Source organism: Pantoea sp. paga (assembly GCF_007558755.1).
GTDB classification, from domain to species: Bacteria; Pseudomonadota; Gammaproteobacteria; order Enterobacterales; family Enterobacteriaceae; genus Pantoea; species Pantoea agglomerans.
The window spans coordinates 211,613-237,829 of the sequence record NZ_VLTF01000005.1 but is presented as its reverse complement, the minus strand read 5'-3'; the positions used below and the strand labels follow the sequence as shown (position 1 = coordinate 237,829).

Here is a 26,217-nt window from a genome sequence, read left to right as displayed (position 1 = left end):
AAATCTGATCGCAATAATTCTCAGCAATCACTACATGTAGCGAATAGAATCCTCCCGACCCCTATATGTAGTTTATGGAGAGAAAAATGGCGACGGTGGTAATCAAGCGTGATGGATGCCGGACAGGCTTTGATGCGCAGCGTATTGAGCAGGCCGTGGCGGCAGCAGCACGGGCAGCCGAAGTAGAAGACGCGGCCTGGTGCGCGCAGGTCGCTGAGCGCGTGGCATTGCGGCTGGCCGAGCGTCCGGAAGTGGATATCCGTGAAATTCAGTGTGCAGTAGAAGAGACGCTGATGGCGGGCCCTTATCCTCAACTGGCCCGCGCCTACATTGAATACCGCCACGATCGCGATGTCGCCCGCGATCGTCAGAGCCAGTTACATCACGCCATTCGCGGACTGGTCGATCAGACCAATGCGGCGCTGCTGAACGAGAATGCCAACAAAGACAGCAAAGTGATCCCGACGCAGCGCGATCTGCTGGCCGGGATCGTGGCAAAACACTACGCACAGCAGCAGATCCTGCCGCGCGATGTGGTGCTGGCGCACGAGCGCGGCGAGATCCATTATCACGATCTCGACTACTCCCCTTTCTTCCCGATGTTCAACTGCATGCTGATCGATCTGAAAGGCATGCTGACCAACGGTTTCAAAATGGGCAATGCTGAAATCGAGCCGCCTAAATCGATCGCCACCGCCACCGCCGTAACGGCGCAGATCATCGCGCAGGTCGCCAGCCATATTTACGGCGGCACCACGATTAATCGTATTGATGAAGTGCTGGCCCCGTTTGTTGAGCAGAGCTATGCCCGGCATCTGGCGATTGCTGAGCAGTGGCAGATCCCGCAGGCCGAGCAGTATGCGCGCCAGCGTACGGAGAAAGAGTGCTACGACGCCTTTCAGTCGCTGGAGTATGAGGTGAATACCCTGCACACTGCCAACGGCCAGACGCCGTTTGTCACCTTTGGTTTTGGTCTGGGGACGCACTGGGCGGCCCGGCTGATTCAGCAGTCGATTCTGCTTAACCGGCTGGCAGGACTGGGTAAAAATCGCAAGACGGCGGTGTTCCCTAAACTGGTGTTCAGCATTCGCGAAGGCGTCAACCGCCGGGCGGGCGACGTTAATTACGATATCAAACAACTGGCGCTGGAGTGCGCCAGCAAGCGGATGTATCCCGACATCCTCAATTACGATCAGGTGGTTAAAGTTACCGGCTCGTTTAAAACCCCAATGGGCTGCCGTAGTTTCCTGGGCGTTTATGAAGAGGACGGCGAGCAGATTCATGAGGGTCGCAACAATATCGGGGTAATCAGCCTGAACCTGCCACGCATCGCACTGGAAGCGGGCGGTGATGAAGCGCGCTTCTGGACGCTGCTCGATGCACGACTGCTGCTGGCTAAGCGGGCGCTGATGACGCGGGTGGCGCGGCTGGAGAAGACCAAAGCGCGCGTTGCGCCCATCCTCTATATGGAAGGCGCCTGTGGCGTTCGGCTGAATGCGGATGATGAAGTCGGTCCTATTTTCCGTAATGGCCGTGCGTCGCTGTCGCTGGGCTATATCGGCCTGCATGAAACCCTGAATGCGCTCAGCGGCGGTCACCAGCATCCTTACGATGACGCGGCCCTGCGCGCCAAAGGGGTAGAGATCATTGCTTACATGCGAGATGCCACCGAGCGCTGGAAAGCAGAAACAGGCTATGGGTTCAGCCTTTACAGCACGCCAAGCGAGAATCTGTGCGACCGCTTCTGCCGTCTTGATGCGGCGCAGTTTGGTCTGGTGCCAGGCGTTACCGACAAGGGCTACTACACCAACAGCTTCCATCTCGACGTTGAGAAGAAGGTCAATCCTTACGACAAAATCGACTTTGAAGCGCCCTATCCGCCGCTGGCGAATGGCGGATTCATCTGTTACGGCGAATACCTGAATGTGCAGCACAACCTCAAGGCGCTGGAGGATGTCTGGGATTACAGCTACGACCGCGTGCCCTATTACGGCACTAATACCCCGATTGATGAGTGCTACGAGTGCGGCTTCAACGGCGAGTTCACCTGTACCAGCCGCGGCTTCACCTGTCCGAATTGCGGCAACCACGATCCGGCGCGCGTCTCCGTTACCCGGCGGGTCTGCGGCTATCTGGGCAGCCCGGATGCGCGGCCCTTTAATGCCGGTAAACAGCAGGAAGTGCAGCGTCGGGTGAAGCATCTGTCTGAAGGGCCACTGGGATGATGCATATCCATCGCTACTATGATGTGGATATCGTTAATGGCCCCGGTACCCGCTGCACGCTGTTTGTCGCTGGTTGCGAACATCAGTGTCGCGGCTGCTACAACCAGAGCACCTGGCGGCTTGATTCCGGCGTGCCCTTTACGCTTGCGATGGAGGAGCAACTGCTGGCGGATTTGCAGGACACCCGCATTCCGCGCCAGGGATTGTCGCTGAGCGGCGGCGATCCGCTGCATCCGCATAACGTGCCGCACATTCGCCGTCTGGTGAAACGGGTGCGACAGACGTGTCCCGGTAAAGATATCTGGCTCTGGACCGGTTACCGGATGCAGGAGCTGAATGCGGCGCAGCGCGCTGTGCTGGTCTATCTCGACGTGCTGATCGATGGCCGTTTTGTCGAAGAGGAGAAGGATGCCACGCTGAAATGGCGCGGCAGCCGTAATCAGATTATCTGGCAGTTACGCTGAGCGGCGCGGGATTTCGCCAGACTCAATGATATTGACGCTCTCGCCCCCCGGCGTAAAAGCCTGCTGGTGCAGACAGCGTGCCACGTCGTGCGCGCTGACCGCCCGCCAGTTGCCCGGCAGCAGCGAAAACAGCGGTCCCGCCAGGCTTTCACCCCGGCGCTTCTGCACGCGATCTCCAAGCAGCAATGAAGGCCGCACCAGCGTCAGGCGCGGCCAGCCCTGATGGCGCAGCGCATTCTCCATTTCGCCTTTGACGCGATTGTACAAAAACGGTGAGTGACGACTGGCCCCGTGCGCGCTGACCACCAGCATCTGCTTCGCCCCCAGACGCAATCCGCTTAACCCGCTGTCCACCACCAGGGTGTAATCAACGTGAATAAAAGCCTGTTTACTGCCCGCCTGCTTACGCGTGGTGCCCAGGCAGCAGAACACCGTGTCCAGCGAACTTTGCAGCGGTCCGAGTACATCGGTAAGATCGGCCTCAACCGGGTTCACCACCTTGTTCATCGCGGGCAGTGGCCGACGGGTTGGCGCGATGATCTCATCGACGCGTGGATCCTCAATCAGTAAGCGCAGCAGATGCGACCCGACTAAGCCGGTGGCACCGGTCAGTAATACGCGATTCATCTCAGATTCATCCTTATTTCACTGCTGACTGGTTAAAAGATAGCTGATCTTAACGGGCTGGCTTGCGTTCTCACTCTCAGCGACCAGGCTTATAACGTTATCCGGAAAGCGCGTCTCGCGCTCCACATGCTGAAGGAGGAAAAAAATGAGCAAGAAAGTGGCGGTTTTAATTACCGATGAATTTGAAGACTCAGAATTTACCTCACCTGCGGAAGTTTACAAACGCGCTGGTTTTGAGGTGGTTACCATTGAGAAACAAGCCGGTAATGTCGTTAAAGGCAAGAAAGGCGAAGCGGAAGTGACCATCGATCGCAGCATTGATGACGTCAGCCCGGCGGAATTTGACGCCCTGCTGCTGCCAGGCGGCCACTCACCCGATGCCCTGCGCGGCGACGATCGTTTTGTCGCGTTTACCAAAGAGTTTGTCGCCAGCGGCAAGCCAATCTTTGCCATCTGCCACGGGCCACAGCTGCTGATTAGCGCTAACGGCGTGCGCGGTCGCAAGATGACTACCGTTAAAGCCGTTGCCATTGACCTGATCAATGCCGGTGCCGACTTCCATGACAAGGAAGTGGTGGTAGACGACGATAAGCTGGTCACCAGCCGCACCCCGGCCGATTTACCGGCCTTTAATCGTGAATCCCTGCGGATCCTCGAAGCGCTGTAAGCCGCGACGCCCTTTTCTGCTGAAAGGGCGTTTCTATTTCTCCCGCTGCCAGGCAATTTTCTTGCCGAATCCCAGCGCATTATCCGTCATCTTCACTTCATCCAGCACAATCTCCCACAGCGGTGCCGACACTTTGCGTGAGACCGGAAAACGTTTCTGATAAGCGGCTCTGGCGACCTTCTCTGTTGACTCTTCCAGCCGTTTGACCCGGCCACGATATTGTACGCCTTTAATCAGCAGCACGCTTCTTGGCTGGCCATTGACGGTGCCCGCAACCTGCGGATTCTGCACCATTAACTCACCGTGACGGGTATCGGGTTCCGTCATGATCCAGAAGGCCATGCGCGTCTCATCAAAGACGTAGTAGCAGTTAGCGCACCACAGTTGATCGTCGGCGGTACAGCAGAGTGAAAGCACATGCTGCTTTCTCAGATAGCGAACCAGATGGGCGTGCTCGGACAAGATAAACTCCTGGCGGTGCACCGGAGAGTGAAGCGCGCTACACTGCCCGGCACCTTTTTTTGGGAAATGATTGCGATGAGTCAGCAGTGGCAACTCTACATCGTCCGTACGGCGAAAGGGAGCCTGTATACCGGTATCACCACGGATGTGGTGCGCCGGGTCGCTCAGCACCAGAGCGGACGCGGCGCCCGCGCGCTGCGCGGCAAAGGTCCGCTGGACCTGGTGTTTCACTGTGACGCGGGCGATCGCGCCAGCGCCTCCAGGCTGGAGTATCAGGTCAAGCAACTGACCCGCCAGCAGAAATTACTGTTGGTGGCGGGCCAGCCCGGCTGTCTGGAGAGCTGGCTGGGTATTACGGCTGGCGATTAAAGGGTTCGGCGTAGTCGATCTGCCCTTCCGCCCCGTCATACGCATTATCCGCCAGACGGTAGACCTGGAACGTTGCCTCTGTGCCCGGCCAGCGGCTGCGCAGGCCGTGGCGTGCCGCCGGTTCAAAACCAAAACGGTTGAACAACGCGGGATCGCCCAGCACCACCACCGCGCTGTAGCCAAATTCATTGAGCGTATCCAGCCCCTCGTAAATCAGCTTGCTGGCAATTCCCTGACCGCGCAGCGTCTCATCGACGGCCAGCGGCGCCAGGCCAACCCAGCCGCGATCTTCACCCTGAACGCTGACCGGACTGAATGCGGCATAACCCAGCACCTGTCCCTCGTCATCCGTCGCGACCACGCCTAAGGTTAGCAAGCCATCTTCACGCAGCGCCTGAGTCAGTTCCGCCTCTGCTGAGGTACTGAAGCAGCGTCTGAGCAGCGCGTCGATGCCTGCGGCATCCACGCCAATTTCACTACGAATCAACATGCAGCACCTGCGCGCGCCTGTGCGGCCTTCGCGTCCTGTTTCATGCCGGCGTCGACAAATGCCGCCATCTGCTCAATTGCCGTGCGTAACGCGGTGGGCATAGCCTCGGGTTCAATAGCATCCATTACGTTCTTCACCTCAAGTCCCAGTTCAGTGTCACCTTCAATCACCAGCCGGCGTTGAAAGAACAGCATGTCGGGATCTGCTTTACGTGCTGCCACCAGCAACAGATCATTGGCATTGCCCCGAAACCAGACATCCGCTTCGGACTGTTGCAATACCGCCAGTCGGCCGTCCTGCAGCGTGGTTATCCATTGCAGATTGAGATCGGCAATTTCAATACCCAGCAGGCGACCATCCAGAAAGTCTAACTCACCTTCAGCCAAAGCATGACGAAATTGCCAGTTTAAGAGTTGTTGCAGAAGCAACTTTTTGACCGGGAATGGGGTGAACGCAGCGGGTAACCCTAAGATTTTAGGACCGTTTTTCACACAATGGGCATGTATCCGCTCTAACACTTTCGTCACTCCCTTCAGAAAATTTTACGTATATTGCCATATCCTTTTCTTCGCGCCTCCTCTGAGATCAATAAAAACCGCTGCCATTCAGGTAAAAAAAGCGCCGCCGGGCGGATGAATTTGAATTTCACTGCCCCAAATCAACACGCAGCCCGGACCAGATGCCTAGACTCGACGCCCATCTGCATGTTGAGAGGAATATCTATGGAACTGCTCTGCCCGGCAGGAAACTTACCCGCAGTGCGCACCGCTGTAGAGAATGGCGCTGATGCGGTGTATGTGGGGCTGAAAGATGACACTAATGCCCGTCATTTTGCGGGCCTGAATTTCACCGATAAAAAACTGGCCGAAGCCGCGCGCTATCTTCATCAGCATCGTCGCAAACTGCATGTCGCGATCAACACCTTTGCCCATCCGGATGGCATGGGGCGCTGGCAGCGGGCGATTGATGTGGCGGCGCAAAACGGAGCCGACGCGCTGATCCTGGCGGATATCGCCACGCTGGAGTATGCCGCGACGCGCTATCCCCAGGTTGAACGTCATCTTTCTGTACAGGCTTCGGCGACCAATCTGGAGGCGATTCGCTTTTACCATCGCCACTTCGATCTGCAGCGCGTGGTGCTGCCTCGCGTGCTGTCGATTCATCAGGTTAAACAGCTGGCGCGTAGCACGCCGGTGCCGCTGGAGGTGTTCGCCTTTGGCAGCCTGTGCATCATGGCGGAAGGCCGCTGCTACCTCTCTTCCTGGCTGACCGGTGAATCGCCTAACAGCGCAGGTGCCTGCTCTCCGGCGAAGTTTGTGCGCTGGCAGCAGACGCCGCAGGGCATGGAGTCACGTCTTAATGAAGTGTTGATCGATCGCTACGCCCCGGACGAAAGCGCGGGTTATCCGACACTTTGCAAAGGACGCTATGTGGTTAACGACAAGCGTTATCACGTGCTGGAGGAGCCCACCAGTCTGAACACGCTGGAGCTGCTGCCGGAACTGCTGCGGGCAGGCATCGCCTCGGTGAAAATCGAAGGCCGTCAGCGCAGCCCTGCCTATGTCGCTGACGTGGCGCGCGTCTGGCGTCAGGCAATTGATCGCTGCAAGGCGCAGCCGGAACAGTTTGAAGTCGCACCACAGTGGATGCAGACGCTGGGCGATCTCTCAGAAGGTTCGCAAACCACGTTGGGTGCTTATCACCGTGAATGGCAATAAGGAGTCATGATGCAATATGCCCTTGGGCCGGTGCTCTGGTACTGGCCGACCGATACGCTGGAAGATTTTTACCAGCAGGCTGCCCGCAGTAGCGCGGATATTATCTACCTTGGCGAAGCGGTGTGCAGTAAACGTCGCGCCACACCCTATGTCCGCTGGATAGCGCTGGCACGTGAAATCGCGGCCAGCGGCAAACAGGTGGTGCTGAGCACGCTGGCGCTGCTGCAATCGCCCTCTGAGCTGAAAGAGCTGCAGCGTTACGTTGAGAACGGTGAGTTCCTGATTGAAGCCAATGATATCGGCACGGTAAACATGGCCGCTGAGCGTCATCTGCCCTTTGTCGCGGGTCCGACGCTCAATGTTTATAACGCCGACACGCTGCAGCTGCTGGTCAAAGAGGGCATGACGCGCTGGTGTATGCCGGTGGAGATGTCACGTGACTGGCTGCTACAGCTGCTGGAGCAGTGCGAGACGCGGGGTATCCGGCAGCAGTTTGAGGTGGAGGTGCTGGGCTACGGTCATCTGCCGCTGGCGCTGTCAGCGCGCTGCTTCACCGCCCGCTCGGAAAACCGCGCGAAAGATGATTGCGAAACCTGCTGTATCAACTATCCGACAGGCCGGCGCGTCAACTCCCAGGAGGGGCAGCAGGTGTTCGTCCTCAATGGCATTCAGACCATGAGCGGCTACTGCTATAACCTGGGTAACGATCTGGCCGGTATGCGCGGCCAGGTCGATTGCATACGGCTCTCGCCGCAGGATGTGACGACGCTGGCAGAGATCGACCGTTTCCGCGCCAATGAAAACGGCCAGGCTCCGCTAATGGTCGCGAAAGGCAGTGATTGTAACGGTTACTGGCGCAAACTGGCGGGCATGACGCTGGCATCCTGAATAAAAGCACATACCGGCTATATTCCTGCTGAGGTTAGCAGTTTTAATATAAGGAATGATGCGTAATACTAAATGGTGCAGACCTTAACTTAACGCCTGCGCCATACAACGGGAGTAGTCATGTCTGATAAAAAACCTCTTCGCCTGTCCGTGCTGGATCTCGCGCCGATTCCACAGGGCGCGACCGCTCGGGATGCGTTCCATAATTCGCTGGCGCTGGCGCGTCAGGCTGAAAAACTGGGCTATCAACGCTACTGGCTGGCTGAACATCACAACATGACCGGGATTGCCAGCGCCGCAACGTCGGTACTGATTGGCTATCTGGCGGCGAATACCGAGACTCTGAAGCTGGGCTCCGGCGGCATTATGTTGCCTAACCATGCGCCACTGGTGATCGCCGAGCAGTTTGGCACGCTGGCCTCTCTCTATCCTGGCCGTATCGATCTCGGCTTAGGTCGCGCGCCAGGTTCTGACCAGCGCACCATGATGGCACTGCGCCGTCATCAGGCCAACATGCACATCGATACGTTCCCCGAGGATGTGGCTGAACTGATTAGCTGGTTCGATGCCGAAGCGGATGCGCAGCCGCCAGTGCAGCCGGTACCCGGTCTGGGCCTGCAGATCCCGGTCTGGCTGCTCGGCTCCAGTCTCTACAGCGCACAGCTTTCAGCGAAAATGGGCCTGCCGTTTGCGTTTGCTTCCCATTTTGCCCCTGACCAGCTCTTCCAGGCGCTGCACGTCTACCGCGAGAACTTCCAGCCATCGGCGCGTCTCGACAAGCCTTATGCCATGGTCTGCATTAACGTGATCGCCGCAGACAGTGAGCGTGATGCGCGCTTCCTGTTTACCTCGCAGCAGCAGCAGTTTATTAACCTGCGCCGCGGCAAACCGGGCCCGTTACCGGCACCGGTTGAAAACATGGATAACCTCTGGTCGCCATCAGAACAGTATGGCGTACAGCAGGCGCTCAGCATGTCGCTGGTCGGCGATACGGACAAAGTGCGTCATGGGCTGGCCTCGCTGATGCGTGAAACCCAGGCGGATGAAATTATGGTCAATGGCCAGATTTTTGATTCCGAAGCGCGCCTGCGCTCCTTCGCCATTGCGATGGAAGCGGCTAACAGCCTGTAATCAGTTCTGCGGTGGGCGCAATCTGTCCGGGCTCACCGCCAGCTGACGACTATCCCTGGCCGGAGATTGCCCATACAGGCGGCGATACTCCCGGCTGAACTGTGACGCGCTCTGATACCCCACCCGATAGCCTGCCGTACCGGCATCCAGCTTTTCTACCATCATCAAACGCCGCGCCTCATTCAGCCGCAGTTGTTTCTGGTATTGCATCGGCGTCATGGCCGTGACGGCTTTGAAGTGATGATGCAGCGAAGAGATACTCATGCCGACACTGCTGGCGAGCCGATCGATCTTCAGCGGCTGATGAAAGTTTTCCCGCAGCCAGCGGGCAGCCTGCGCGACCCGGTTGCCCGGCCGTTCAGCCAGCGCCATATTCAGGATGCGCGAACCTTCCGGCCCGGTCAGCAGCCGGTAGAAAATCTCCTGCTCAATGAGCGGGGCCAGCGCCTCAATGTCCTCAGGGTGGTCAAGCAGGCGTACCAGCCGGATAACCGCATCCACCAGCAAAGGCGAGACCTTATGCACGGTGACGCCGCGTTCACTGTCTGGTGTCGCCAGCGGCAGCGTCGGGGGAAACTGTTCGAGGTAGCGCATCAGCCGGGACTCATTGATGGCGATACCAATCCCCAGATTGGGCTTATCCGGCGTGGCGACGGTGACGCAGGCGCGTACCGGCATATCCAGCGTCACCAGCAGCAGATCGCCCGGACCATAGTGCAGCACCTCATCACCGATATGCAGCGCCTTACCGCCCTGTGCCACCAGGGCAAAACTGGCCCATTGAGCAAAGTGCATCGGCTCAGTCGGTGCTGAAACCCGGCCAAAAAACAGGCAATCTATGGCACTTGAATGCCGCCCATCCTCCGGAGCATGACGGGCAATTAACTGCGCCAGCCCCTGCCACTTCTCACTCTCTGTCACTGTGTTCTCCCCTCCCGCTATCTGTGCTGATATTACCTGACGCTGAGCGGAATACCTGTCCCGTTGCGTTACTTTTGCAGGATCGTGCAAGAAGCTTGCAGGATTGCACTACCCGCTTTTCGGCGCCAGCGCGCATAGTCTTTCGACGCAATCATTACGGCGGAGAACAACATAATGAAGGCACTGCAGAATAAAATCGCGCTGGTAACAGGCGCCTCAAAAGGCATTGGTGCGGCGATTGCCATCGCTTTTGCCGCGGCTGGCGCCCGCGTCGTGGTCAACTATCGTCAGGATGAAGTGGGAGCGGCTGACGTGGTCAGCGATATCGTCACCCTGGGCAGTGAAGCCGTGGCGGTACAGGCAGATATCTCTCTCCTGCGCGATGTGGAACGGCTCTTCGCCACCACCGCAGAGTGCTTCGGCGCACCCGACATTGTGGTAAACAATGCGGGCAGCTTTCATCACGGCGAGTTTGCGGCGCTGACGCTGGAGGAGATGCAGCAGCAGATTAACGTTAACCTGCTGGGTACGCTGATGGTCTGTCAGCAGGCGATTCGTCACTTCCCGGCGCACGGTGGCAGCATTATTAATCTCAGCGCCCTGAACAGTAAAAACAGCACGCCAGGTTCCGTGCTCTGGGCGGCAACCAAAGGCGCAGTGGATACCCTGACCCAGGGACTGGCGCGCGAACTGGGCGCAAAGAACGTCCGGGTTAACGCCCTGGCACCAGGCATGATTCTGACGGAGGGATTACTGGCCGCGAAGAGGATGAGCCCGCAGCTCAAAGCGCAACTGCTGGCAGCCACGCCGCTGGGACGCTTTGGTCTGCCGGAAGATGTGGCGCAGGTTGCGCTGTTTCTGGCCTCTGAAGAGTCTGCCTGGGTCAGCGGCGAACGCGTGATGATCAGCGGCGGTGCCTGACAGGCATAAAAAAAGGGAAGCCATTGGCTTCCCTTTTTGTTACGACGCTAAGTCGTTATGCATCACGACGACGTGGAGCGGCGGCTGCGCCCTCTTCACGACGTGGACCACGGCTACCTTCACGGTTGAAAGTACGTCCGCCGCCTTCACGACCACCTTCACGGCGTTCAGAAGAGAAGCGACGACCACCTTCACGGTTAGCTGCGCCCGGACCGCCTGCACCTGGACCGCTGCGACGCTCACCGCCAGCACCAGCTGGACGACGGTCACCACGGCCTTCGTTCGGCTGTGCATCACCCAGTAACTGCATATTCATCGGCTTGTTCAGAATACGGGTACGGGTAAAGTGCTGCAGCACATCGCCTGGCATGCCTTTCGGCAGCTCGATAGTCGAGTGGGTACCGAACAGCTTGATGTTACCGATGTAACGGCTGCTGATGTCGCCTTCATTAGCGATAGCGCCAACGATGTGACGAACTTCAACACCATCATCGCGGCCTACTTCGATGCGGTACAGCTGCATTTCGCCAACGTCACGACGTTCGCGACGTGGACGATCGCCATCACGGCTTTCGCGGTTTTCACGCGGAGCACGAGAATCGCCGCGTGCTTCACGGCTGTCACGACGGCCATCACGCTCGTCACGATCGCGGTATTCGCGACGTGCCGGACGCGGTGCTTCTGGTGGCAGAATCAGAGGACGTTCGCCCTGTGCCATCTTCAGCAGTGCGGCTGCCAGTGTTTCCAGATCCATTTCTTCTTCTGGCTGCATTTTAGCCAGCAGAGCGCGGTACTGATCCAGATCGCTGCTTTCCAGCTGCTGCTGAACTTTAGCAGCAAACTTAGCCAGACGACGCTCACCCAGCAGTTCTGCGTTAGGCAGTTCTACCTCAGGAATGGTCAGCTTCATGGTACGTTCGATGTTGCGCAGCAGACGGCGTTCGCGGTTCTCAACGAACAGCAGCGCACGGCCAGCACGGCCAGCACGACCGGTACGGCCGATACGGTGAACGTAAGATTCTGAGTCCATCGGGATGTCGTAGTTAACAACCAGGCTGATGCGCTCAACGTCCAGGCCACGGGCCGCAACGTCGGTTGCAATCAGAATGTCGAGACGACCATCTTTCAGGCGCTCAAGCGTCTGCTCACGCAGAGCCTGGTTCATATCACCGTTCAGCGCGGCGCTGTTATAGCCACTACGTTCCAGTGCTTCTGCCACTTCCATGGTTGCGTTTTTGGTACGCACGAAGATGATGGCAGCATCAAAGTCTTCTGCTTCCAGGAAGCGAACCAGTGCGTCTGTTTTACGACCGTAAGCGGTCCAGTAGCTCTGGCTGATATCAGGACGCGTGGTCAGGCTTGACTGAATACGCACTTCCTGTGGATCTTTCATGAAGCGTTTGGTGATACGACGAATCGCTTCCGGCATGGTTGCAGAGAACAGCGCGGTCTGATGATCGGCTGGAATTTGCGCCATGATGGTTTCAACGTCTTCGATGAAGCCCATGCGCAGCATTTCGTCTGCTTCATCCAGCACCAGGCCACGCAGGTTAGAAAGGTCTAACGTGCCGCGTTTCAGGTGGTCAAGCAGACGGCCAGGCGTACCCACAACAACCTGTGGTCCCTGACGCAGTGCGCGCAGCTGCACGTCATAACGCTGGCCGCCGTAAAGGGCAACCACGTTCAGGCCACGCATGTGTTTAGAGAATTCGGTAACTGCTTCAGCAACCTGTACCGCCAGTTCGCGGGTAGGTGCCAGCACCAGGATTTGTGGCGCTTTAACAGTAGGATCAATGTTGTGTAACAGCGGCAGAGAGAACGCCGCGGTTTTACCACTCCCGGTCTGCGCCATGCCTAACACGTCACGGCCCGCCAGCAGGTGAGGAATACACTCAGCCTGGATTGGGGATGGCTTTACGTAGCCCATGCCATTCAGTGATTCAAGGATGTCGGCGTTCAGGCCAAGGTCAGCAAAAGTGGTTTGAATATCAGTCATGTAGTACACGTGCCTCTTAGATTGCGGCGGCCAGTCTACATAACTCGTCGTGAAAACTTTCAGTCATTTTCATCAAAAAGTGTGAACCGGCTCAAATTAAAAGTTTTGACGAACAGAAAAGCCTTCATCCTTTAAGATGATGACTTAACAGGTTTTACAGGCAAATTAAGTTCGTCAGCTATTGCTGGTCAGATTCTGATAAATCGTCTTGTGCCTGGCCGAGTTGCGCCAGTTCCAACAATGCGTATCGGTGTTCAACAAAGTTATTGACGTTGTTGGCCACCGCCAGCTTGAACAACGCTTTCGCGTCGTCCTTCTCCCCCAGACTTAGGTAGTACTTACCTAAATAGAAGTTGGTTTCACTGAGATGTTCAGCGAGCGAGGTGTTATCCGTTGCGTCCGCCTTGAGACTTTCCATCAACGTTTTCTCGTTGATATCTCCAAGGTAGAACTCGACAATATTCCATCCCCATTGATCTCTGACCGCTTTGTCGTGACGCTGTTGAAGCGCGACTTTTGCCTTGTCGACATCCATCTCACGTTCAACGAGATAGAGCCACAAACTGCGGAAAGGATCGTTAGGATCGTCTTGATAAAACGCCAGCAGATCATCTTGCGCTAACTTGTATCGACCGCCGTAATAGAGGGCGATACCACGGTTTAAATGCGCATAGTTGTAAGTTGGATCAAGCTCAAGTACAGAATCAAACGCTTCATAGGCGGCATCAAAGTTGCCCGCCTGCGTTAAATATATGCCTAAGTAGTTAAACACTTCGGGCATATCTGGTCTTATAGACAGCGCTTGCGAAAAATCGTTCCGCGCTAATGCCCGCAGACCTAAACTATCATACAACACTCCGCGCTCATATAATAGCTGTGCGCGTTCATCATCGGTGAGAGCGCGACTGGCAAGAATTTGTTCCATGCGCGCCAGTATCACTTCCTGCTGCAGTGTGGGCTGTAAAGGCACTGCAAGAACTTCGTTCTTACGCCAATTGGAGTTGCTGCATCCTGCCAGCGTCAAAGCTGTCGCAACAAAACACCAGCGCAGAAAAGGCTTCATTTCCCACTCCCGAATACAAACATTGGGATAACCATCCTGTCATCCGCCTGCTGTGCACAAGGATTCCCGCCCTCGCGATGATACAAACGCCCCTCTCTGCCAGGCAGAGAGGGGCAAATCAGCAACGACTTATTCAGCAGCGTCAGGCGTGGTCACCGCGACAGCTTCTTCAGCCTGCGGCTTAGATTCTGTCGCTTCTTTGATGCTCAGACGTACACGGCCCTGGCGATCAACTTCCATCACCTTAACCGGTACTTCCTGACCCATCTGCAGATAGTCGGTCACTTTCTCAACGCGCTTATCAGCGATTTGTGAAATGTGAACCAGACCTTCTTTACCGCCGCCGATTGCAACGAAGGCGCCGAAGTCAACGATACGGGTCACTTTACCACTGTAAACGCGGCCAACTTCGATCTCTGCGGTAATCTCTTCGATACGACGAATCGCTTCTTTCGCTTTCAGACCATCGGTCGCAGCGATTTTCACGGTGCCGTCATCTTCAATTTCAATCGTTGTGCCGGTCTCTTCGGTCAGTGCACGAATCACTGAGCCGCCTTTACCGATCACATCTTTGATCTTGTCAGAGCTGATTTTGATGGTGTAAATGCGTGGTGCGAATTCAGAAATCTCAGTACGCGGTGTGCTGATAGCCTGTTCCATAACGCCCAGAATGTGCAGACGCGCACCTCGGGCCTGGTTCAGCGCTTCCTGCATGATTTCACGCGTGATGCCTTCGATTTTGATGTCCATCTGCAGCGCGGTGATACCTTCACGGCTACCGGCTACTTTGAAGTCCATGTCGCCCAGGTGATCTTCATCGCCCAGGATGTCAGACAGAACAACAAACTTCTCATCTTCTTTCACCAGACCCATTGCGATACCGGCAACGGCGGCTTTGATTGGCACACCTGCATCCATCAGCGCCAGTGAGGCACCACAGACAGAGGCCATTGAAGAAGAGCCGTTAGATTCGGTGATTTCAGAAACAACACGAATGGTGTAAGGGAAATCTTCCGCTTTAGGCATTACCGCTAACACGCCGCGCTTCGCCAGACGACCGTGACCAATCTCACGACGCTTCGGCGAACCTACCATGCCGGTTTCGCCAACAGAGTATGGAGGGAAGTTGTAATGGAACAGGAAGCTGTCGGTACGTTCGCCCATCAGCTCATCAAGGTTCTGCGCATCGCGGGTCGTACCCAGCGTTGCAGTAACCAGTGCCTGCGTCTCACCACGAGTGAACAGTGATGAACCGTGTGTACGTGGCAATACGCCAGTACGCACATCCAGACCACGGATCATATCTTTTTCACGACCATCGATGCGTGGCTCGCCATTCAGGATGCGAGTACGAACAACGGTTTTTTCAAGGCTATGCACGATGTCGCCGATTTCTGAACCATCCAGCGTTTCATCTTCAGCCAGCAGCGCAGCGATGGTTTCGTCTTTAATGACGCCAACCTGCGTGTAACGCTCCTGCTTGTCAGTGATGCGGTAAGCATCGCTGATGCGCGCTTCTGCCAGGGCAGCAACACGAGAAATCAGTGCGGTATTGGCCGCTTCTGGCTGCCAGTCCCAGCGTGGTTTGCCCGCTTCAGCAACCAGGGCATTGATGTTTTCGATAACGATCTGCTGCTGGTCATGGCCAAAGACCACGGCGCCCAGCATCTGCTCTTCTGACAGGATCTCAGCTTCAGATTCAACCATCAGAACGGCATTCTGCGTACCGGCAACCACCAGATCCAGACGAGACTGTTTCAGCTCATCTGCGGTTGGGTTCAGGACATATTGATCGTTGATGTAACCAACACGCGCAGAACCAATTGGGCCATTGAACGGCAGACCAGAAAGCGCCAGTGCAGCAGAAGCACCGATCATGGCAACGATGTCCGGATGAACCTGTGGGTTCACAGAGACAACAGTGGCGATAACCTGAACTTCGTTAACAAAACCTTCCGGGAACAGCGGACGAATCGGGCGGTCAATCAGACGCGAAATCAGGGTTTCGCCTTCGCTTGGACGGCCTTCACGACGGAAGAAGCTGCCTGGGATACGACCAGCAGCGTAAGTACGCTCCTGATAGTTCACGGTCAGTGGGAAGAAATCCTGACCTGGTTTAGATTTTTTCTGACCTACTACAGTGACGAATACTGCAGTATCGTCCATGCTCACCATGACAGCGGCTGTCGCCTGGCGAGCCATCATGCCGGTTTCCAGCGTGACGGTATGTTGACCATATTGGAATTTGCGTACGATCGGATTCAGCAAAATCAAAGTCCTTAACTTCGGGGCATGGCTATCTGTAGCCCGCCATTGATTACCAATCTTCAGTTGCATCCTCGCGACTAATGACAACCCTCGACCGCCCCTGCGGTAAAGCCTCTCATTAGCCGCGCGAAATTCTGCAAACTAAAGATCACACTAAGCAACAATACATCAGTTTGGTCCGGATTGCTGCCGATTGCTCGAAAAAAGGGGCCATAAAGGCCCCCTCTTCACGAAACTCGCACAAATCTGATCGTAAGCTGCACAGAGTGCAAAAGCCCGCATAATGCCCCGACGATCAGATTCTTCAGACTTAGCGACGCAGACCGAGACTTTCGATCAGGCTGCTGTAGCGTGCAACGTCTTTACGCTTCAGGTAGTCCAGCAGCTTACGACGCTGAGATACCATGCGCAGCAGACCGCGGCGGCTGTGGTGGTCTTTTTTGTGCTCAGAGAAGTGACCCTGCAGATGAGTAATCTGCGCGGTCAACAGGGCAACCTGAACTTCAGTTGAACCGCTGTCGTTAGCACCACGGCCATATTTAGCAACGATCTCTGCTTTAGCTTCTACGCTTAGAGACATAATAAACTCCAGTAATAAATGAATGTATGGGTGCCGATCTCTAATTCAGCATCCCGCTTTAAAGCCGCGCTATTCTACTCTGCGCCCGATAGCAACGCAAATGCCCCATCAGCGAAAAGTGAACGCCTGGCTCAATCCTGATACTCAACCACCAGACGACGCGGCGCAAGCCGGCCATCGTCGGCAATTTCTGCCATACCGATAAACTTACGCGCTTCGCCTTCCGATACCCTTACCAGCCCCTGCGCAGGCGCATTACTGGCCTGTACCGGCTGTCCCTGGCGGAAGAAATCTGCCACGGCAGGCGGGATATTCACTTCAGGGAAATCAGAGGCGGGGCTGTCCATCGGCAACAACAGCGGATCGAGCTGCGTTTCCAGTGGGATGCCGGCTTCTGTGGCTTCCGTCAGCAGGGTATTGAGCTGTTCCAGCGTCACCATCCTTTCATACGGATAACGGGCAACCTGAACGCGACGCAGCATAATCACGTGCGCACCGCATCCCAGCTTTTCGCCCAGGTCATCGATGATGGTACGGATATAGGTGCCTTTGGAGCAGTGAATTTCCAGCTCCAGCTCATTATCCTGCCAGCGAATAAATTGCAGCTCATAGACAGTGATCGGACGCGGTTCACGCGCAATCTCAATGCCCTGACGCGCATATTCATATAGCGGGCGTCCCTGATGCTTCAGTGCCGAAAACATAGAAGGCACCTGCAGCGTTTCGCCGCGGAAGCTCTCCAGAGCACTGTCCAGATCGGCCTGGCTGAAGCTGACCGGACGCGTCTGCACGATGTTGCCATCGGCGTCTGACGTGTCGGTCCGCTCGCCCAGTCGGGCAATCACGCGGTAGCGTTTGTCGGAATCGAGCAGATACTGCGAAAACTTAGTCGCTTCACCCAGGCAGATCGGCAACATGCCGGTAGCCAGAGGATCCAGCGCGCCGGTATGTCCTGCGCGATTCGCGTTAAAGATACGCTTCACTTTCTGCAGGACATCATTCGACGAGACGCCTTGTGGCTTATCCAGCAACAACACGCCATGGACGTCGCGACCGCGACGACGCGGACGACTCATTACGCCTCCTCGTCATCGCCAGTGGCATCCGGACCACGGCGCTCAGTATCGTTCTTCACGACGCTGGTGACGAGATTGGACATGCGCATCCCTTCGACTAACGAGTTGTCGTAGAAGAAAGTCAGCTCAGGCACGATACGCAGACGCATCGCTTTGCCCAGCAGAATGCGGATATAACCTGACGCTTCTTTCAGCGCTTTCAGGCCATGTTTAATCGCTTCTTCATCTTTGTCGTTGAGAAAAGTCACGAACACTTTTGCGTAAGCGAGATCGCGTGAGACTTCAACGCCTGATACGGTGACCATCATGCCAAGACGTGGATCTTTGATCTCACGCTGCAGGATCATCGCAATCTCTTTTTGCAGCTCTTGTGAAACGCGCTGCGGGCGACCAAATTCTTTCGCCATCATTATTTCTCCCAAATAATTCGGGAGGCCAGAGGCCTCCCAAATTGCAACACATCAGCAGTCTATTACTCGATGGTGCGTTTAATTTCGATGATTTCAAACACTTCGATCATATCGCCAACGCGAACGTCGTTGTAGTTCTTCACGCCGATACCGCACTCCATGCCGTTACGCACTTCGTTGACGTCATCTTTAAAGCGACGCAGAGATTCCAGCTCGCCTTCGTAAATCACCACGTTGTCGCGCAGGACACGGATTGGATTGTGACGCTTGATGTTACCTTCCGTCACCATACAACCGGCAATCGCGCCAAACTTCGGTGATTTGAACACATCGCGCACCGCAGCCAGACCGATGATCTGCTGTTTGTACTCTGGTGCCAGCATGCCGCTCATCGCCGCTTTAACTTCGTCAATCAGGTTATAGATGACAGAGTAGTAGCGCAGATCCAGGCTTTCTGCGTCAATGACGCGACGCGCAGAGGCATCGGCACGAACGTTGAAGCCAAGGAGGATGGCGTTAGAGGCCGCAGCCAGGGTCGCATCGGTTTCGGTAATCCCGCCCACGCCTGAACCAACAATCTTCACCTTCACTTCGTCGGTGGAGAGTTTCTGCAGGGAGTCGGAGATTGCTTCCACAGAGCCCTGAACGTCAGCTTTCAGAACGATGTTCAGTTCAGACACTTCGCCTTCGGTCATGTTAGCAAACATGTTCTCGAGCTTAGATTTCTGCTGGCGAGCCAGTTTAACTTCGCGGAATTTGCCCTGACGATAGAGCGCAACTTCACGTGCTTTCTTCTCGTCACGTACCACGGTCGCTTCATCACCCGCAGCCGGCACGCCGGACAGGCCCAGAATCTCAACCGGGATAGATGGACCCGCTTCCATGACTTCGCGACCCAGTTCGTCACGCATTGCACGAACGCGGCCATATTCGAAACCACAAAGAACGATGTCGCCTTTGTTCAGCGTACCTTCACGTACCAGCACGGTGGCAACCGGACCACGACCTTTGTCGAGGAACGATTCGATCACCACGCCGCTCGCCATACCTTCACGGATAGCGGTCAGTTCCAGCACTTCCGCCTGCAGCAGGATAGCGTTTAACAGGTCATCAATGCCGGTACCCGCTTTCGCAGAGACATTAACGAACATGTTTTCACCGCCCCACTCTTCCGGAATGATACCGTACTGAGTCAGTTCGTTTTTAACACGATCCGGATCCGCTTCTGGCTTATCGCACTTGTTCACTGCAACCACAACCGGCACTTTAGCGGCTTTGGCGTGCTGAATAGCTTCGACAGTCTGTGGCATCACGCCATCGTCTGCTGCAACCACCAGGATAACGATATCGGTCGCCTGCGCACCACGTGCACGCATCGCGGTAAACGCGGCGTGACCCGGGGTATCCAGGAAGGTGACCATACCGTTGTCGGTTTCAACGTGGTAAGCACCGATGTGCTGAGTAATACCGCCCGCTTCGCCAGAGGCGATTTTAGTGGAACGGATATAGTCCAGCAGGGACGTTTTACCGTGGTCGACGTGGCCCATGATGGTGACAACCGGAGCACGAGACTCCTGCGCAGCATCAGTATCACGATCGTCCATTACCGCTTCTTCCAGCTCGTTCTCACGACGCAGGGTCACTTTGTGGCCCATCTCTTCGGCAACGAGCTGTGCAGTTTCCTGGTCGATGACCTGGTTGATGGTCGCCATGGCGCCCATTCTCATCATCGCTTTAATGACCAGAGAACCTTTCACCGCCATTTTGTTAGCCAGTTCGGCTACGGTGATGGTTTCGCCAATCACAACATCGCGGTTAACGGCCTGCGCTGGCTTGTTGAAGCCCTGCTGCAGTGCGCTAGGTTTGCGATGCTTGCCGCCTTTACCGCCACGAACCTGCGCACGCGCTTCTTCACGGTCAGTTTTGGCTTCAGAGTGTTTGTTGCCTTTTTTCGCCGGACGCGCAGCTTTAGCAGTAGTACGCGCACGCGCACGACCTGCTTCAACCTGGCGGTCGTTTTCGTCTTCCGCCTGACGGGCATGGGTCGAAGTGGTGACGTGATAGTCGCCTTTATCCTCTTCTTCCGGTTTTTCCCATTCAGCTGATTTCTCTTCAGCCAGACGGCGGGCTTCTTCTGCTACGAGGCGGGCAGCCTCTTCAAGCTTACGGCGGGCTTCTTCTTCAGCTTTACGCTTCAGTTCGGCAGCTTCAGCTTCGCGACGGGCTTTGTCTGATTGCGCAGCCCTGGTCACTTCGTCGGTAGGTTGATTTGTCACTTTGTCATTTTCCGCTGCTGCACGTTTGGCCTTGTCAGCGGCTTCGCGCCTGGCTTTATCTTCGGCTTCACGTTGCGCTTTCTGTTCAGCTTCGCGACGGGCTTTTTCTTCAGCCTCGCGTTGCGCCTGCTCTTCCGCTTCACGCTGCGCCTCGGCTTCAGCTTCTGCCTGAGCTTGCTCAGCCTCTGCATCACCCTTCACATAGGTACGCTTTTTGCGGACTTCAATTTGCACCGACTTACTTTTACCCCCGGTGCCTGGAATATTCAAGGTGCTGCGCGTTTTACGCTGCAGCGTCAGCTTAGCTGAACCGACCTGACCGTGTTCACGGTTCAGATGAGATAGTAAGGTTTCTTTCTCTTGCTGGGTCACTGCGTCATTTTCAGACTTAGGGATCCCCGCATCAGCAAATTGCTGTACCAGGCGATCGACCGGAGTCTGAATTTCTGCGGCCAGCGATTTTACGGTTACATCTGTCATGCTGTTCCTTCCTGTTATTACGCGTCATCGCCGAACCAGCAGATATTACGTGCGGCCATAATCAGCGCGCCGGCTTGTTCATCAGACATGCCTTCAATATCCGTCAGATCGTCAACACCTTGCTCAGCGAGATCTTCCAGCGTGCAAACGCCTTTCGACGCCAGGCGGAACGCCAGCGCACGATCGAGGCCTTCAAGATTCAGAAGATCCTCAGCGGGCTCCTGATTTCCAAGACTCTCTTCTTTCGCCAGTGCCAGGGTGGTTAACGCATTTTTTGCTCGTTCACGCAGGGCTTCAATGGTCTCTTCGTCGAGGCCGTCGACTTCCAGCAGCTCGTTGATTGGCACGTATGCCAGCTCTTCCAGCGAGGAGAAGCCCTCTTCCACCAGTACGGTGGCGAACTCTTCGTCGATGTCGAGATGTTTAGTGAACATATCGATCGCTGCATGTGCTTCAGCCTGATGCTTAGCCTGCAGATCATCGACGGTCATCACGTTCAGCTCCCAGCCACTCAGCTGTGAAGCGAGACGCACGTTTTGGCCGTTACGGCCGATCGCCTGAGCCAGATTGCCAGCTTCTACGGCGATATCCATGGTGTGGTTATCTTCATCAACCACGATTGACGCCACATCGGCCGGAGCCATGGCGTTAATAACAAACTGCGCCGGGTTATCGTCCCACAGCACGATATCGATACGCTCGCCACCCAGTTCACTGGAAACTGCCTGAACACGCGCGCCGCGCATGCCCACACAGGCACCCACCGGATCAATACGTTTGTCGTTGGTTTTGACTGCAATTTTAGCGCGCGAACCCGGATCACGAGCAGCGGCTTTAATTTCAATCAGTTCTTCGCCAATTTCTGGCACCTCGATGCGGAACAGTTCAATCAGCATTTCTGGTTTAGAACGCGTCACGAACAGCTGCGCGCCACGCGCTTCCGGACGTACAGAGTAGAGTACGCCACGAATACGGTCGCCTGGACGGAAGTTTTCACGCGGCAGCATATCTTCGCGCAGAATCACCGCTTCGGCATTGCTGCCTAAGTCGAGGGAGATGTTGTCGCGGTTAACTTTCTTCACCACGCCCGTGATAATTTCGCCTTCCTGCTCACGGAACTGATCAACCACCATTGCGCGCTCAGCTTCGCGCACTTTTTGCACGATAACCTGCTTAGCAGTCTGGGTGGTGATACGGTCAAAGGTGACCGATTCAATCTGATCTTCGACATATTCGCCCAGATTGAATGCTTCATCTTCGAAGCGGGCCGCATCCAGCGTGATCTCGCGCGTCGGCTGTGTCACCTCTTCTACGATTTCCCAGCGGCGGAAAGTATCGAAATCGCCACTGCGGCGATCAATGCTGACGCGTACCTCAATTTCCTGCTCATACTTTTTCTTGGTCGCAGTCGCCAGCGCGCTCTCCAGCGCTTCGAAGATTTTCTCACGCGGCAGGGCTTTTTCGTTAGAAACGGCTTCTACAACAGCTAAGATCTCTTTGTTCATCCTGGTTAGCCTCAATCCGGACTTTTAAAAGTGGGGGACCAGGTTCGCTTTCTGAATATTACTCAGCGCGAACACTTCATCGCTACCCTCAACGTGCACCGTGATCATCTCGCCATCAACTGACTTAATGGTTCCCTGCCATTTACGGCGGTTCTGAACGGCCATACGCAACACCAGACTCACTTCTTCACCCATAAAGCGGGTGTAGTGTTCTGCAGTGAACAGAGGACGATCGAGTCCCGGTGAAGAGACTTCTAGGTTGTAAGGGACCGTAATGGGATCTTCAACATCCATTACCGCACTTACCTGGTGGCTGACATCGGCGCAATCATCGACATTGATGCCATCTTCACTATCAATATAGATGCGCAGGATAGATGTGCGACTACGAACGAATTCAATTCCAACCAGTTCGTAACCCAGCGCTTCTACGGGAGCCGATACCAACTCTGTCAATTTTTGCTCTAATGTGGACAAGCCCACCCCCAAGACATAAAAAAAGGGCCTATAGCCCAGTATTACGATTCGCTAATAACAAAAAACCCCGAATATTCGGGGCTTTTAATCACTGGACCCTGTATGCCGCAATGCGGCCCGGACTCCATCCAAAGAATTTTCTTTCAAAAAATAACCGTGAATGCGTCCGTCGATGCATACAGTATATTTGAAAAAGAACTCAAAGGGAAAATTGGTTGCGGGGGCCGGATTTGAACCGACGACCTTCGGGTTATGAGCCCGACGAGCTACCAGGCTGCTCCACCCCGCGTCCGAAAACGTGGCGAATAATACGCCAGACCTGCATAAAATGCAAGGGATACTACTATTTGGTACCGAGGACGGGACTTGAACCCGTAAGCCCAATCGGGCACTACCACCTCAAGGTAGCGTGTCTACCAATTCCACCACCACGGCACTGCACTGACCACAACGATTCGTTGTGCTGACGACCTTACTTAGGAATATCGCTGCCCGGCGTTACCGGTTGAGCTGGCTTTTCAGTCTGTTGAGAAGACTGCGCCGGCGCAGAAAGATTTTCCCACTCGCTTCCTTTAGACGCTTTATTGCTGTTCAGATTACCCAGAACCAGGCTGATGATGAAAAACAGCGCTGCTAAGATGCCGGTTGTACGAGTCATGAAATTACCTGAGCCCGAAGAACCAAACACCGTACCGGATGCGCCTGCACCGAATGAGGCTCCCATATCAGCGCCTTTGCCTTGCTGCAGCATGATCATACCCACGAGGGCGATAGCTACAATAAGGAAAACTACTAAAAGAGCTTGGTACATATCATCCTGTTCCTTGCACGGTAATCGTACAGTTAAAGCTTCAACCAGTATTGATGGGGAGTCTCGTCATCACCCATCAGAAGCGGGTGTGAATACTAACCAAAGGCGCATATCTCTGCAAGTGCAATTTTTACTACCCACACTGTTTGCAGAAAAAAACGCCATCCCGGTGATTTTACAGGCAGTTCAGCACTCTGCAGACCGCCTGTTACGGTTTTAAACGGCCTTGACCTGGTCGGCGATGCGATTCGCCAGTTCGGTGACCTGCGCCTCATTTTCGCCTTCGACCATGACACGAATCAATGGCTCAGTACCTGATTTACGCAGCAGAACGCGTCCGCGACCCGCCAGCGCTTTTTCCACGTCGGCCGTGACAGCTTTTACCGCGTCACTCTGAAGCGGATCATGCTCGCCCGCAAAGCGTACGTTAACCAGGACCTGCGGCAGCATCTTCATGCCACTACAGAGATCGTGCAGGCTCATGTGATTGCGCACCATCGCAGTGAGCACTTGCAAACTTGCAACGATACCGTCACCGGTCGTGGTTTTATCCAGCAGAATAACATGACCGGAGTTCTCTGCACCCAGACGCCAGCCCTTCTCCTGCATCTTCTCCAGTACATAACGGTCACCGACTTTGGCACGGGTAAATGGAATGCCAAGCTGTTTCAGCGCTAATTCCAGCCCCATGTTACTCATCAGGGTACCTACCACGCCGCCGCGCAGCTGTCCCTGACGCAGTGCTTCACGCGCAATGATGTAGAGGATCTGGTCGCCATCAACTTTGTCACCCAGATGATCAATCATCATGATGCGATCGCCGTCACCGTCGTAGGCCAGGCCGATATCGGCCTTCTCCGCCAGCACGCGCTGCTGCAGCAGTTTGAGGTCGGTGGCACCGCACTCTTTGTTGATGTTCATGCCGTCTGGCTGGACACCGATAGCAATCACCGTCGCGCCCAGTTCACGCAATACATTCGGCGCAATGTGATAGGTGGCACCATTGGCGCAGTCGACCACAATTTTCAGGCCATTCAGATTCAGTTCGCTGGGGAACGTCCCTTTGCAGAACTCAATGTAACGCCCTGCTGCATCGACGATGCGGCTGGCGCGGCCTAACTGCGCTGATTCAACGCAGGTAATCGGCTTTTCCATCTCCAGCTCAATTGCCTCTTCAACATCGTCAGGCAGTTTGGTGCCCTCGGACGAGAAGAATTTAATTCCGTTGTCGTCAAACGGGTTATGTGACGCTGAAATCACAATGCCCGCCTCTGCGCGGAAGGTACGGGTCAGATAGGCGATGGCTGGTGTCGGCATCGGGCCGGTAAAGGCGGCCGTCAGGCCCGCCGCGGCGAGACCAGCTTCCAGCGCCGACTCCAGCATATAGCCAGAGATACGGGTATCTTTACCGATGATGATTTTCTTTGAACCGTGGCGCGCCAGCACTTTACCTGCGGCCCAGCCCAGCTTCAGGACGAAATCAGGAGTGATGGGTGCTTCACCGACTTTGCCGCGAATGCCGTCTGTACCGAAATATTTACGATTACTCATGATACTCCTTTTGCTCTTCGGGTCGCTTCGACCACGCGCATCGCTTCAGCCGTCTCTTTTACATCATGGGCGCGAATAATCTGCGCGCCCTGCATTGCAGCAATCACCGCGCAACTCAGGCTGCCGGTTAAACGCTGTGACGGGCCGACGTTTAACAGCTGGCCAATCATCGATTTACGCGACATCCCCACTAACAGCGGCAGGCCGAAGTGGTGAAAATCGCCAAGATGAGCCAGCAGTTCATAATTGTGGCTGAGATTTTTACCGAAACCGAAGCCCGGGTCGAGTATCAGACGCTCTTTTTTAATGCCCGCCGTTTCGCAGCGCGCTATCTGCTGAGCGAAGTAAGTGTCCACTTCGCTTAAAATATTTTCATAAACCGGTGCCTGCTGCATGGTGCGCGGTTCGCCCTGCATATGCATTAAACAGACAGGCAGTCCGGTCACGGCTGCGGCTTCCAGCGCTCCGGGTTCAGAAAGGGAACGCACGTCGTTAATGATGTGAGCACCCACTCGCGCGGCTTCCCGGATGACGTCAGCTTTAGAGGTGTCCACTGAAATCCAGACTTCGAAACGCTGGGCAATGGCATCGATGACCGGAATCACCCGCTCCAGCTCCTCCTCCACACTCACTTCATCCGCGCCAGGACGGGTTGATTCTCCGCCCACATCGATGATGGTTGCGCCTGCATTGACCATCTCATTGGTATGCGTCAGCGCATCCACCAGCGCATTATGCTTTCCACCATCTGAAAAGGAGTCCGGCGTGACGTTGAGAATGCCCATCACATGAGGAAAAGATAAATCGAGATGGGAATCACGGGCGAACAACTTCATGGCGG

26 protein-coding genes and 2 tRNA genes are annotated in these 26,217 nt (G+C 55.4%); 8 read left to right on the top strand and 20 right to left on the bottom strand.

Going from position 1 to position 26,217, the window contains the following annotated elements; all coding sequences use genetic code 11:
• The first annotated feature begins 86 nt into the window (after nucleotides 1-86).
• Nucleotides 87-2,225 (top strand): anaerobic ribonucleoside-triphosphate reductase, encoded by a 2,139-nt coding sequence (gene nrdD / locus FOV68_RS15695; RefSeq protein WP_143991170.1) that lies wholly within the window; start codon nucleotides 87-89, stop codon nucleotides 2,223-2,225.
• A complete protein-coding gene (nrdG, locus tag FOV68_RS15690; RefSeq protein WP_143991169.1) occupies nucleotides 2,222-2,689 on the top strand; it encodes an anaerobic ribonucleoside-triphosphate reductase-activating protein in 468 nt (155 codons plus the stop codon). The genes nrdD and nrdG overlap by 4 nt, the downstream gene beginning before the upstream one ends.
• Here the strand turns inward: nrdG and FOV68_RS15685 are convergent.
• The gene (locus FOV68_RS15685; RefSeq protein ID WP_010671801.1) at nucleotides 2,681-3,316 is read right to left on the bottom strand and encodes an NAD(P)H-binding protein; all 636 of its coding nucleotides are present in this window, start codon (nucleotides 3,314-3,316) and stop codon (nucleotides 2,681-2,683) included. The two genes, nrdG and FOV68_RS15685, sit on opposite strands and share 9 nt — an antisense overlap.
• Nucleotides 3,317-3,461: 145 nt before the next feature.
• On the opposite strand from FOV68_RS15685, the gene FOV68_RS15680 reads away from it, so the two are divergent.
• Nucleotides 3,462-3,983 (top strand): type 1 glutamine amidotransferase domain-containing protein, encoded by a 522-nt coding sequence (locus tag FOV68_RS15680; protein WP_010251739.1) that lies wholly within the window; start codon nucleotides 3,462-3,464, stop codon nucleotides 3,981-3,983.
• A gap of 33 nt (nucleotides 3,984-4,016) precedes the next feature.
• Here the strand turns inward: FOV68_RS15680 and FOV68_RS15675 are convergent, their stop codons facing one another.
• The gene (locus FOV68_RS15675; RefSeq protein WP_069026568.1) at nucleotides 4,017-4,445 is read right to left on the bottom strand and encodes a YhbP family protein; all 429 of its coding nucleotides are present in this window, start codon (nucleotides 4,443-4,445) and stop codon (nucleotides 4,017-4,019) included.
• A gap of 75 nt (nucleotides 4,446-4,520) precedes the next feature.
• Here FOV68_RS15675 and FOV68_RS15670 point away from each other — a divergent pair, with 75 nt between their 5' ends.
• Nucleotides 4,521-4,814, top strand: coding sequence for a GIY-YIG nuclease family protein (locus FOV68_RS15670; protein WP_031292823.1), 294 nt, complete (start codon nucleotides 4,521-4,523; stop codon nucleotides 4,812-4,814).
• Here FOV68_RS15670 and FOV68_RS15665 read toward each other — a convergent pair.
• Together FOV68_RS15665 and FOV68_RS15660 are read right to left on the bottom strand one after the other, a co-directional pair.
• Entirely contained in the window at nucleotides 4,798-5,304 is a 507-nt protein-coding gene (locus FOV68_RS15665) for a GNAT family N-acetyltransferase (RefSeq protein WP_010251747.1), read from the bottom strand. The genes FOV68_RS15670 and FOV68_RS15665 overlap by 17 nt on opposite strands.
• A complete protein-coding gene (locus FOV68_RS15660) occupies nucleotides 5,298-5,822 on the bottom strand; it encodes an SCP2 domain-containing protein (RefSeq protein WP_010251750.1) in 525 nt (174 codons plus the stop codon). The genes FOV68_RS15665 and FOV68_RS15660 overlap by 7 nt, the downstream gene beginning before the upstream one ends.
• A 204-nt stretch (nucleotides 5,823-6,026) precedes the next feature.
• On the opposite strand from FOV68_RS15660, the gene FOV68_RS15655 reads away from it, so the two are divergent.
• The 3 genes from FOV68_RS15655 to FOV68_RS15645 all read left to right on the top strand — a co-directional run bounded on the left by FOV68_RS15655 (nucleotide 6,027) and on the right by FOV68_RS15645 (nucleotide 9,041).
• Nucleotides 6,027-7,022 carry a peptidase U32 family protein gene (locus FOV68_RS15655; protein WP_069025744.1) on the top strand — a complete coding sequence of 332 codons (996 nt, stop codon included), beginning with the start codon at nucleotides 6,027-6,029 and terminating at the stop codon, nucleotides 7,020-7,022.
• Nucleotides 7,023-7,031: 9 nt separating this feature from the next.
• Nucleotides 7,032-7,910: a U32 family peptidase gene (locus tag FOV68_RS15650; protein WP_109652646.1), complete on the top strand. Its 879-nt coding sequence runs from the start codon at nucleotides 7,032-7,034 to the stop codon at nucleotides 7,908-7,910.
• Between the two features lie 120 nt (nucleotides 7,911-8,030).
• Nucleotides 8,031-9,041 (top strand): luciferase-like monooxygenase, encoded by a 1,011-nt coding sequence (locus FOV68_RS15645; RefSeq protein ID WP_010251755.1) that lies wholly within the window; start codon nucleotides 8,031-8,033, stop codon nucleotides 9,039-9,041.
• Here FOV68_RS15645 and FOV68_RS15640 read toward each other — a convergent pair whose 3' ends face one another.
• Nucleotides 9,042-9,962, bottom strand: a complete 921-nt coding sequence (locus FOV68_RS15640) for an AraC family transcriptional regulator (protein WP_115758379.1) — start codon at nucleotides 9,960-9,962, stop codon at nucleotides 9,042-9,044. It lies immediately after the preceding gene.
• A 174-nt stretch (nucleotides 9,963-10,136) separates the two neighbouring features.
• On the opposite strand from FOV68_RS15640, the gene FOV68_RS15635 reads away from it, so the two are divergent.
• Nucleotides 10,137-10,883 (top strand): SDR family NAD(P)-dependent oxidoreductase, encoded by a 747-nt coding sequence (locus tag FOV68_RS15635; protein ID WP_143991167.1) that lies wholly within the window; start codon nucleotides 10,137-10,139, stop codon nucleotides 10,881-10,883.
• A 55-nt stretch (nucleotides 10,884-10,938) separates the two neighbouring features.
• On the opposite strand, the gene FOV68_RS15630 is transcribed toward FOV68_RS15635, so the two are convergent.
• From FOV68_RS15630 to folP, 15 genes are all read right to left on the bottom strand, one after another.
• Nucleotides 10,939-12,879 carry a DEAD/DEAH family ATP-dependent RNA helicase gene (locus tag FOV68_RS15630; RefSeq protein WP_031592043.1) on the bottom strand — a complete coding sequence of 647 codons (1,941 nt, stop codon included), beginning with the start codon at nucleotides 12,877-12,879 and terminating at the stop codon, nucleotides 10,939-10,941.
• Between the two features lie 16 nt (nucleotides 12,880-12,895).
• A complete protein-coding gene (yrbN, locus tag FOV68_RS24590; RefSeq protein WP_098053093.1) occupies nucleotides 12,896-12,952 on the bottom strand; it encodes a protein YrbN in 57 nt (18 codons plus the stop codon).
• Between the two features lie 105 nt (nucleotides 12,953-13,057).
• Nucleotides 13,058-13,942 carry a lipoprotein NlpI gene (gene nlpI, locus FOV68_RS15620; RefSeq protein ID WP_010251765.1) on the bottom strand — a complete coding sequence of 295 codons (885 nt, stop codon included), beginning with the start codon at nucleotides 13,940-13,942 and terminating at the stop codon, nucleotides 13,058-13,060.
• A gap of 129 nt (nucleotides 13,943-14,071) precedes the next feature.
• Nucleotides 14,072-16,210, bottom strand: a complete 2,139-nt coding sequence (gene pnp / locus FOV68_RS15615) for a polyribonucleotide nucleotidyltransferase (protein WP_010251767.1) — start codon at nucleotides 16,208-16,210, stop codon at nucleotides 14,072-14,074.
• Between the two features lie 310 nt (nucleotides 16,211-16,520).
• Entirely contained in the window at nucleotides 16,521-16,790 is a 270-nt protein-coding gene (rpsO, locus tag FOV68_RS15610; protein ID WP_003851063.1) for a 30S ribosomal protein S15, read from the bottom strand.
• 131 nt (nucleotides 16,791-16,921) lie between these two features.
• Nucleotides 16,922-17,866: a tRNA pseudouridine(55) synthase TruB gene (truB, locus tag FOV68_RS15605; RefSeq protein ID WP_010251781.1), complete on the bottom strand. Its 945-nt coding sequence runs from the start codon at nucleotides 17,864-17,866 to the stop codon at nucleotides 16,922-16,924.
• Nucleotides 17,866-18,273 carry a 30S ribosome-binding factor RbfA gene (gene rbfA, locus FOV68_RS15600; protein ID WP_010251785.1) on the bottom strand — a complete coding sequence of 136 codons (408 nt, stop codon included), beginning with the start codon at nucleotides 18,271-18,273 and terminating at the stop codon, nucleotides 17,866-17,868. Before rbfA ends, truB begins: the two co-directional genes overlap by 1 nt.
• Before the next feature lie 65 nt (nucleotides 18,274-18,338).
• Nucleotides 18,339-21,032: a translation initiation factor IF-2 gene (gene infB, locus FOV68_RS15595; RefSeq protein ID WP_031592039.1), complete on the bottom strand. Its 2,694-nt coding sequence runs from the start codon at nucleotides 21,030-21,032 to the stop codon at nucleotides 18,339-18,341.
• Between the two features lie 17 nt (nucleotides 21,033-21,049).
• Complete coding sequence (gene nusA, locus FOV68_RS15590; protein ID WP_010251792.1) at nucleotides 21,050-22,537, bottom strand: transcription termination factor NusA; 1,488 nt, start codon at nucleotides 22,535-22,537, stop codon at nucleotides 21,050-21,052.
• 24 nt (nucleotides 22,538-22,561) lie between these two features.
• Nucleotides 22,562-23,014: a ribosome maturation factor RimP gene (rimP, locus tag FOV68_RS15585; RefSeq protein WP_010251795.1), complete on the bottom strand. Its 453-nt coding sequence runs from the start codon at nucleotides 23,012-23,014 to the stop codon at nucleotides 22,562-22,564.
• A gap of 212 nt (nucleotides 23,015-23,226) precedes the next feature.
• Nucleotides 23,227-23,303: transfer RNA gene (locus FOV68_RS15580), tRNA-Met, on the bottom strand.
• A 59-nt stretch (nucleotides 23,304-23,362) separates the two neighbouring features.
• Nucleotides 23,363-23,449: transfer RNA gene (locus tag FOV68_RS15575), tRNA-Leu, on the bottom strand.
• Nucleotides 23,450-23,486: 37 nt separating this feature from the next.
• Nucleotides 23,487-23,825: a preprotein translocase subunit SecG gene (secG, locus tag FOV68_RS15570; protein ID WP_010251798.1), complete on the bottom strand. Its 339-nt coding sequence runs from the start codon at nucleotides 23,823-23,825 to the stop codon at nucleotides 23,487-23,489.
• A 216-nt stretch (nucleotides 23,826-24,041) separates the two neighbouring features.
• A complete protein-coding gene (gene glmM / locus FOV68_RS15565) occupies nucleotides 24,042-25,376 on the bottom strand; it encodes a phosphoglucosamine mutase (protein WP_109652656.1) in 1,335 nt (444 codons plus the stop codon).
• Complete coding sequence (gene folP, locus FOV68_RS15560) at nucleotides 25,373-26,212, bottom strand: dihydropteroate synthase (RefSeq protein ID WP_083070317.1); 840 nt, start codon at nucleotides 26,210-26,212, stop codon at nucleotides 25,373-25,375. The genes glmM and folP overlap by 4 nt, the downstream gene beginning before the upstream one ends.
• Between the last annotated feature and the right edge of the window lie 5 nt (nucleotides 26,213-26,217).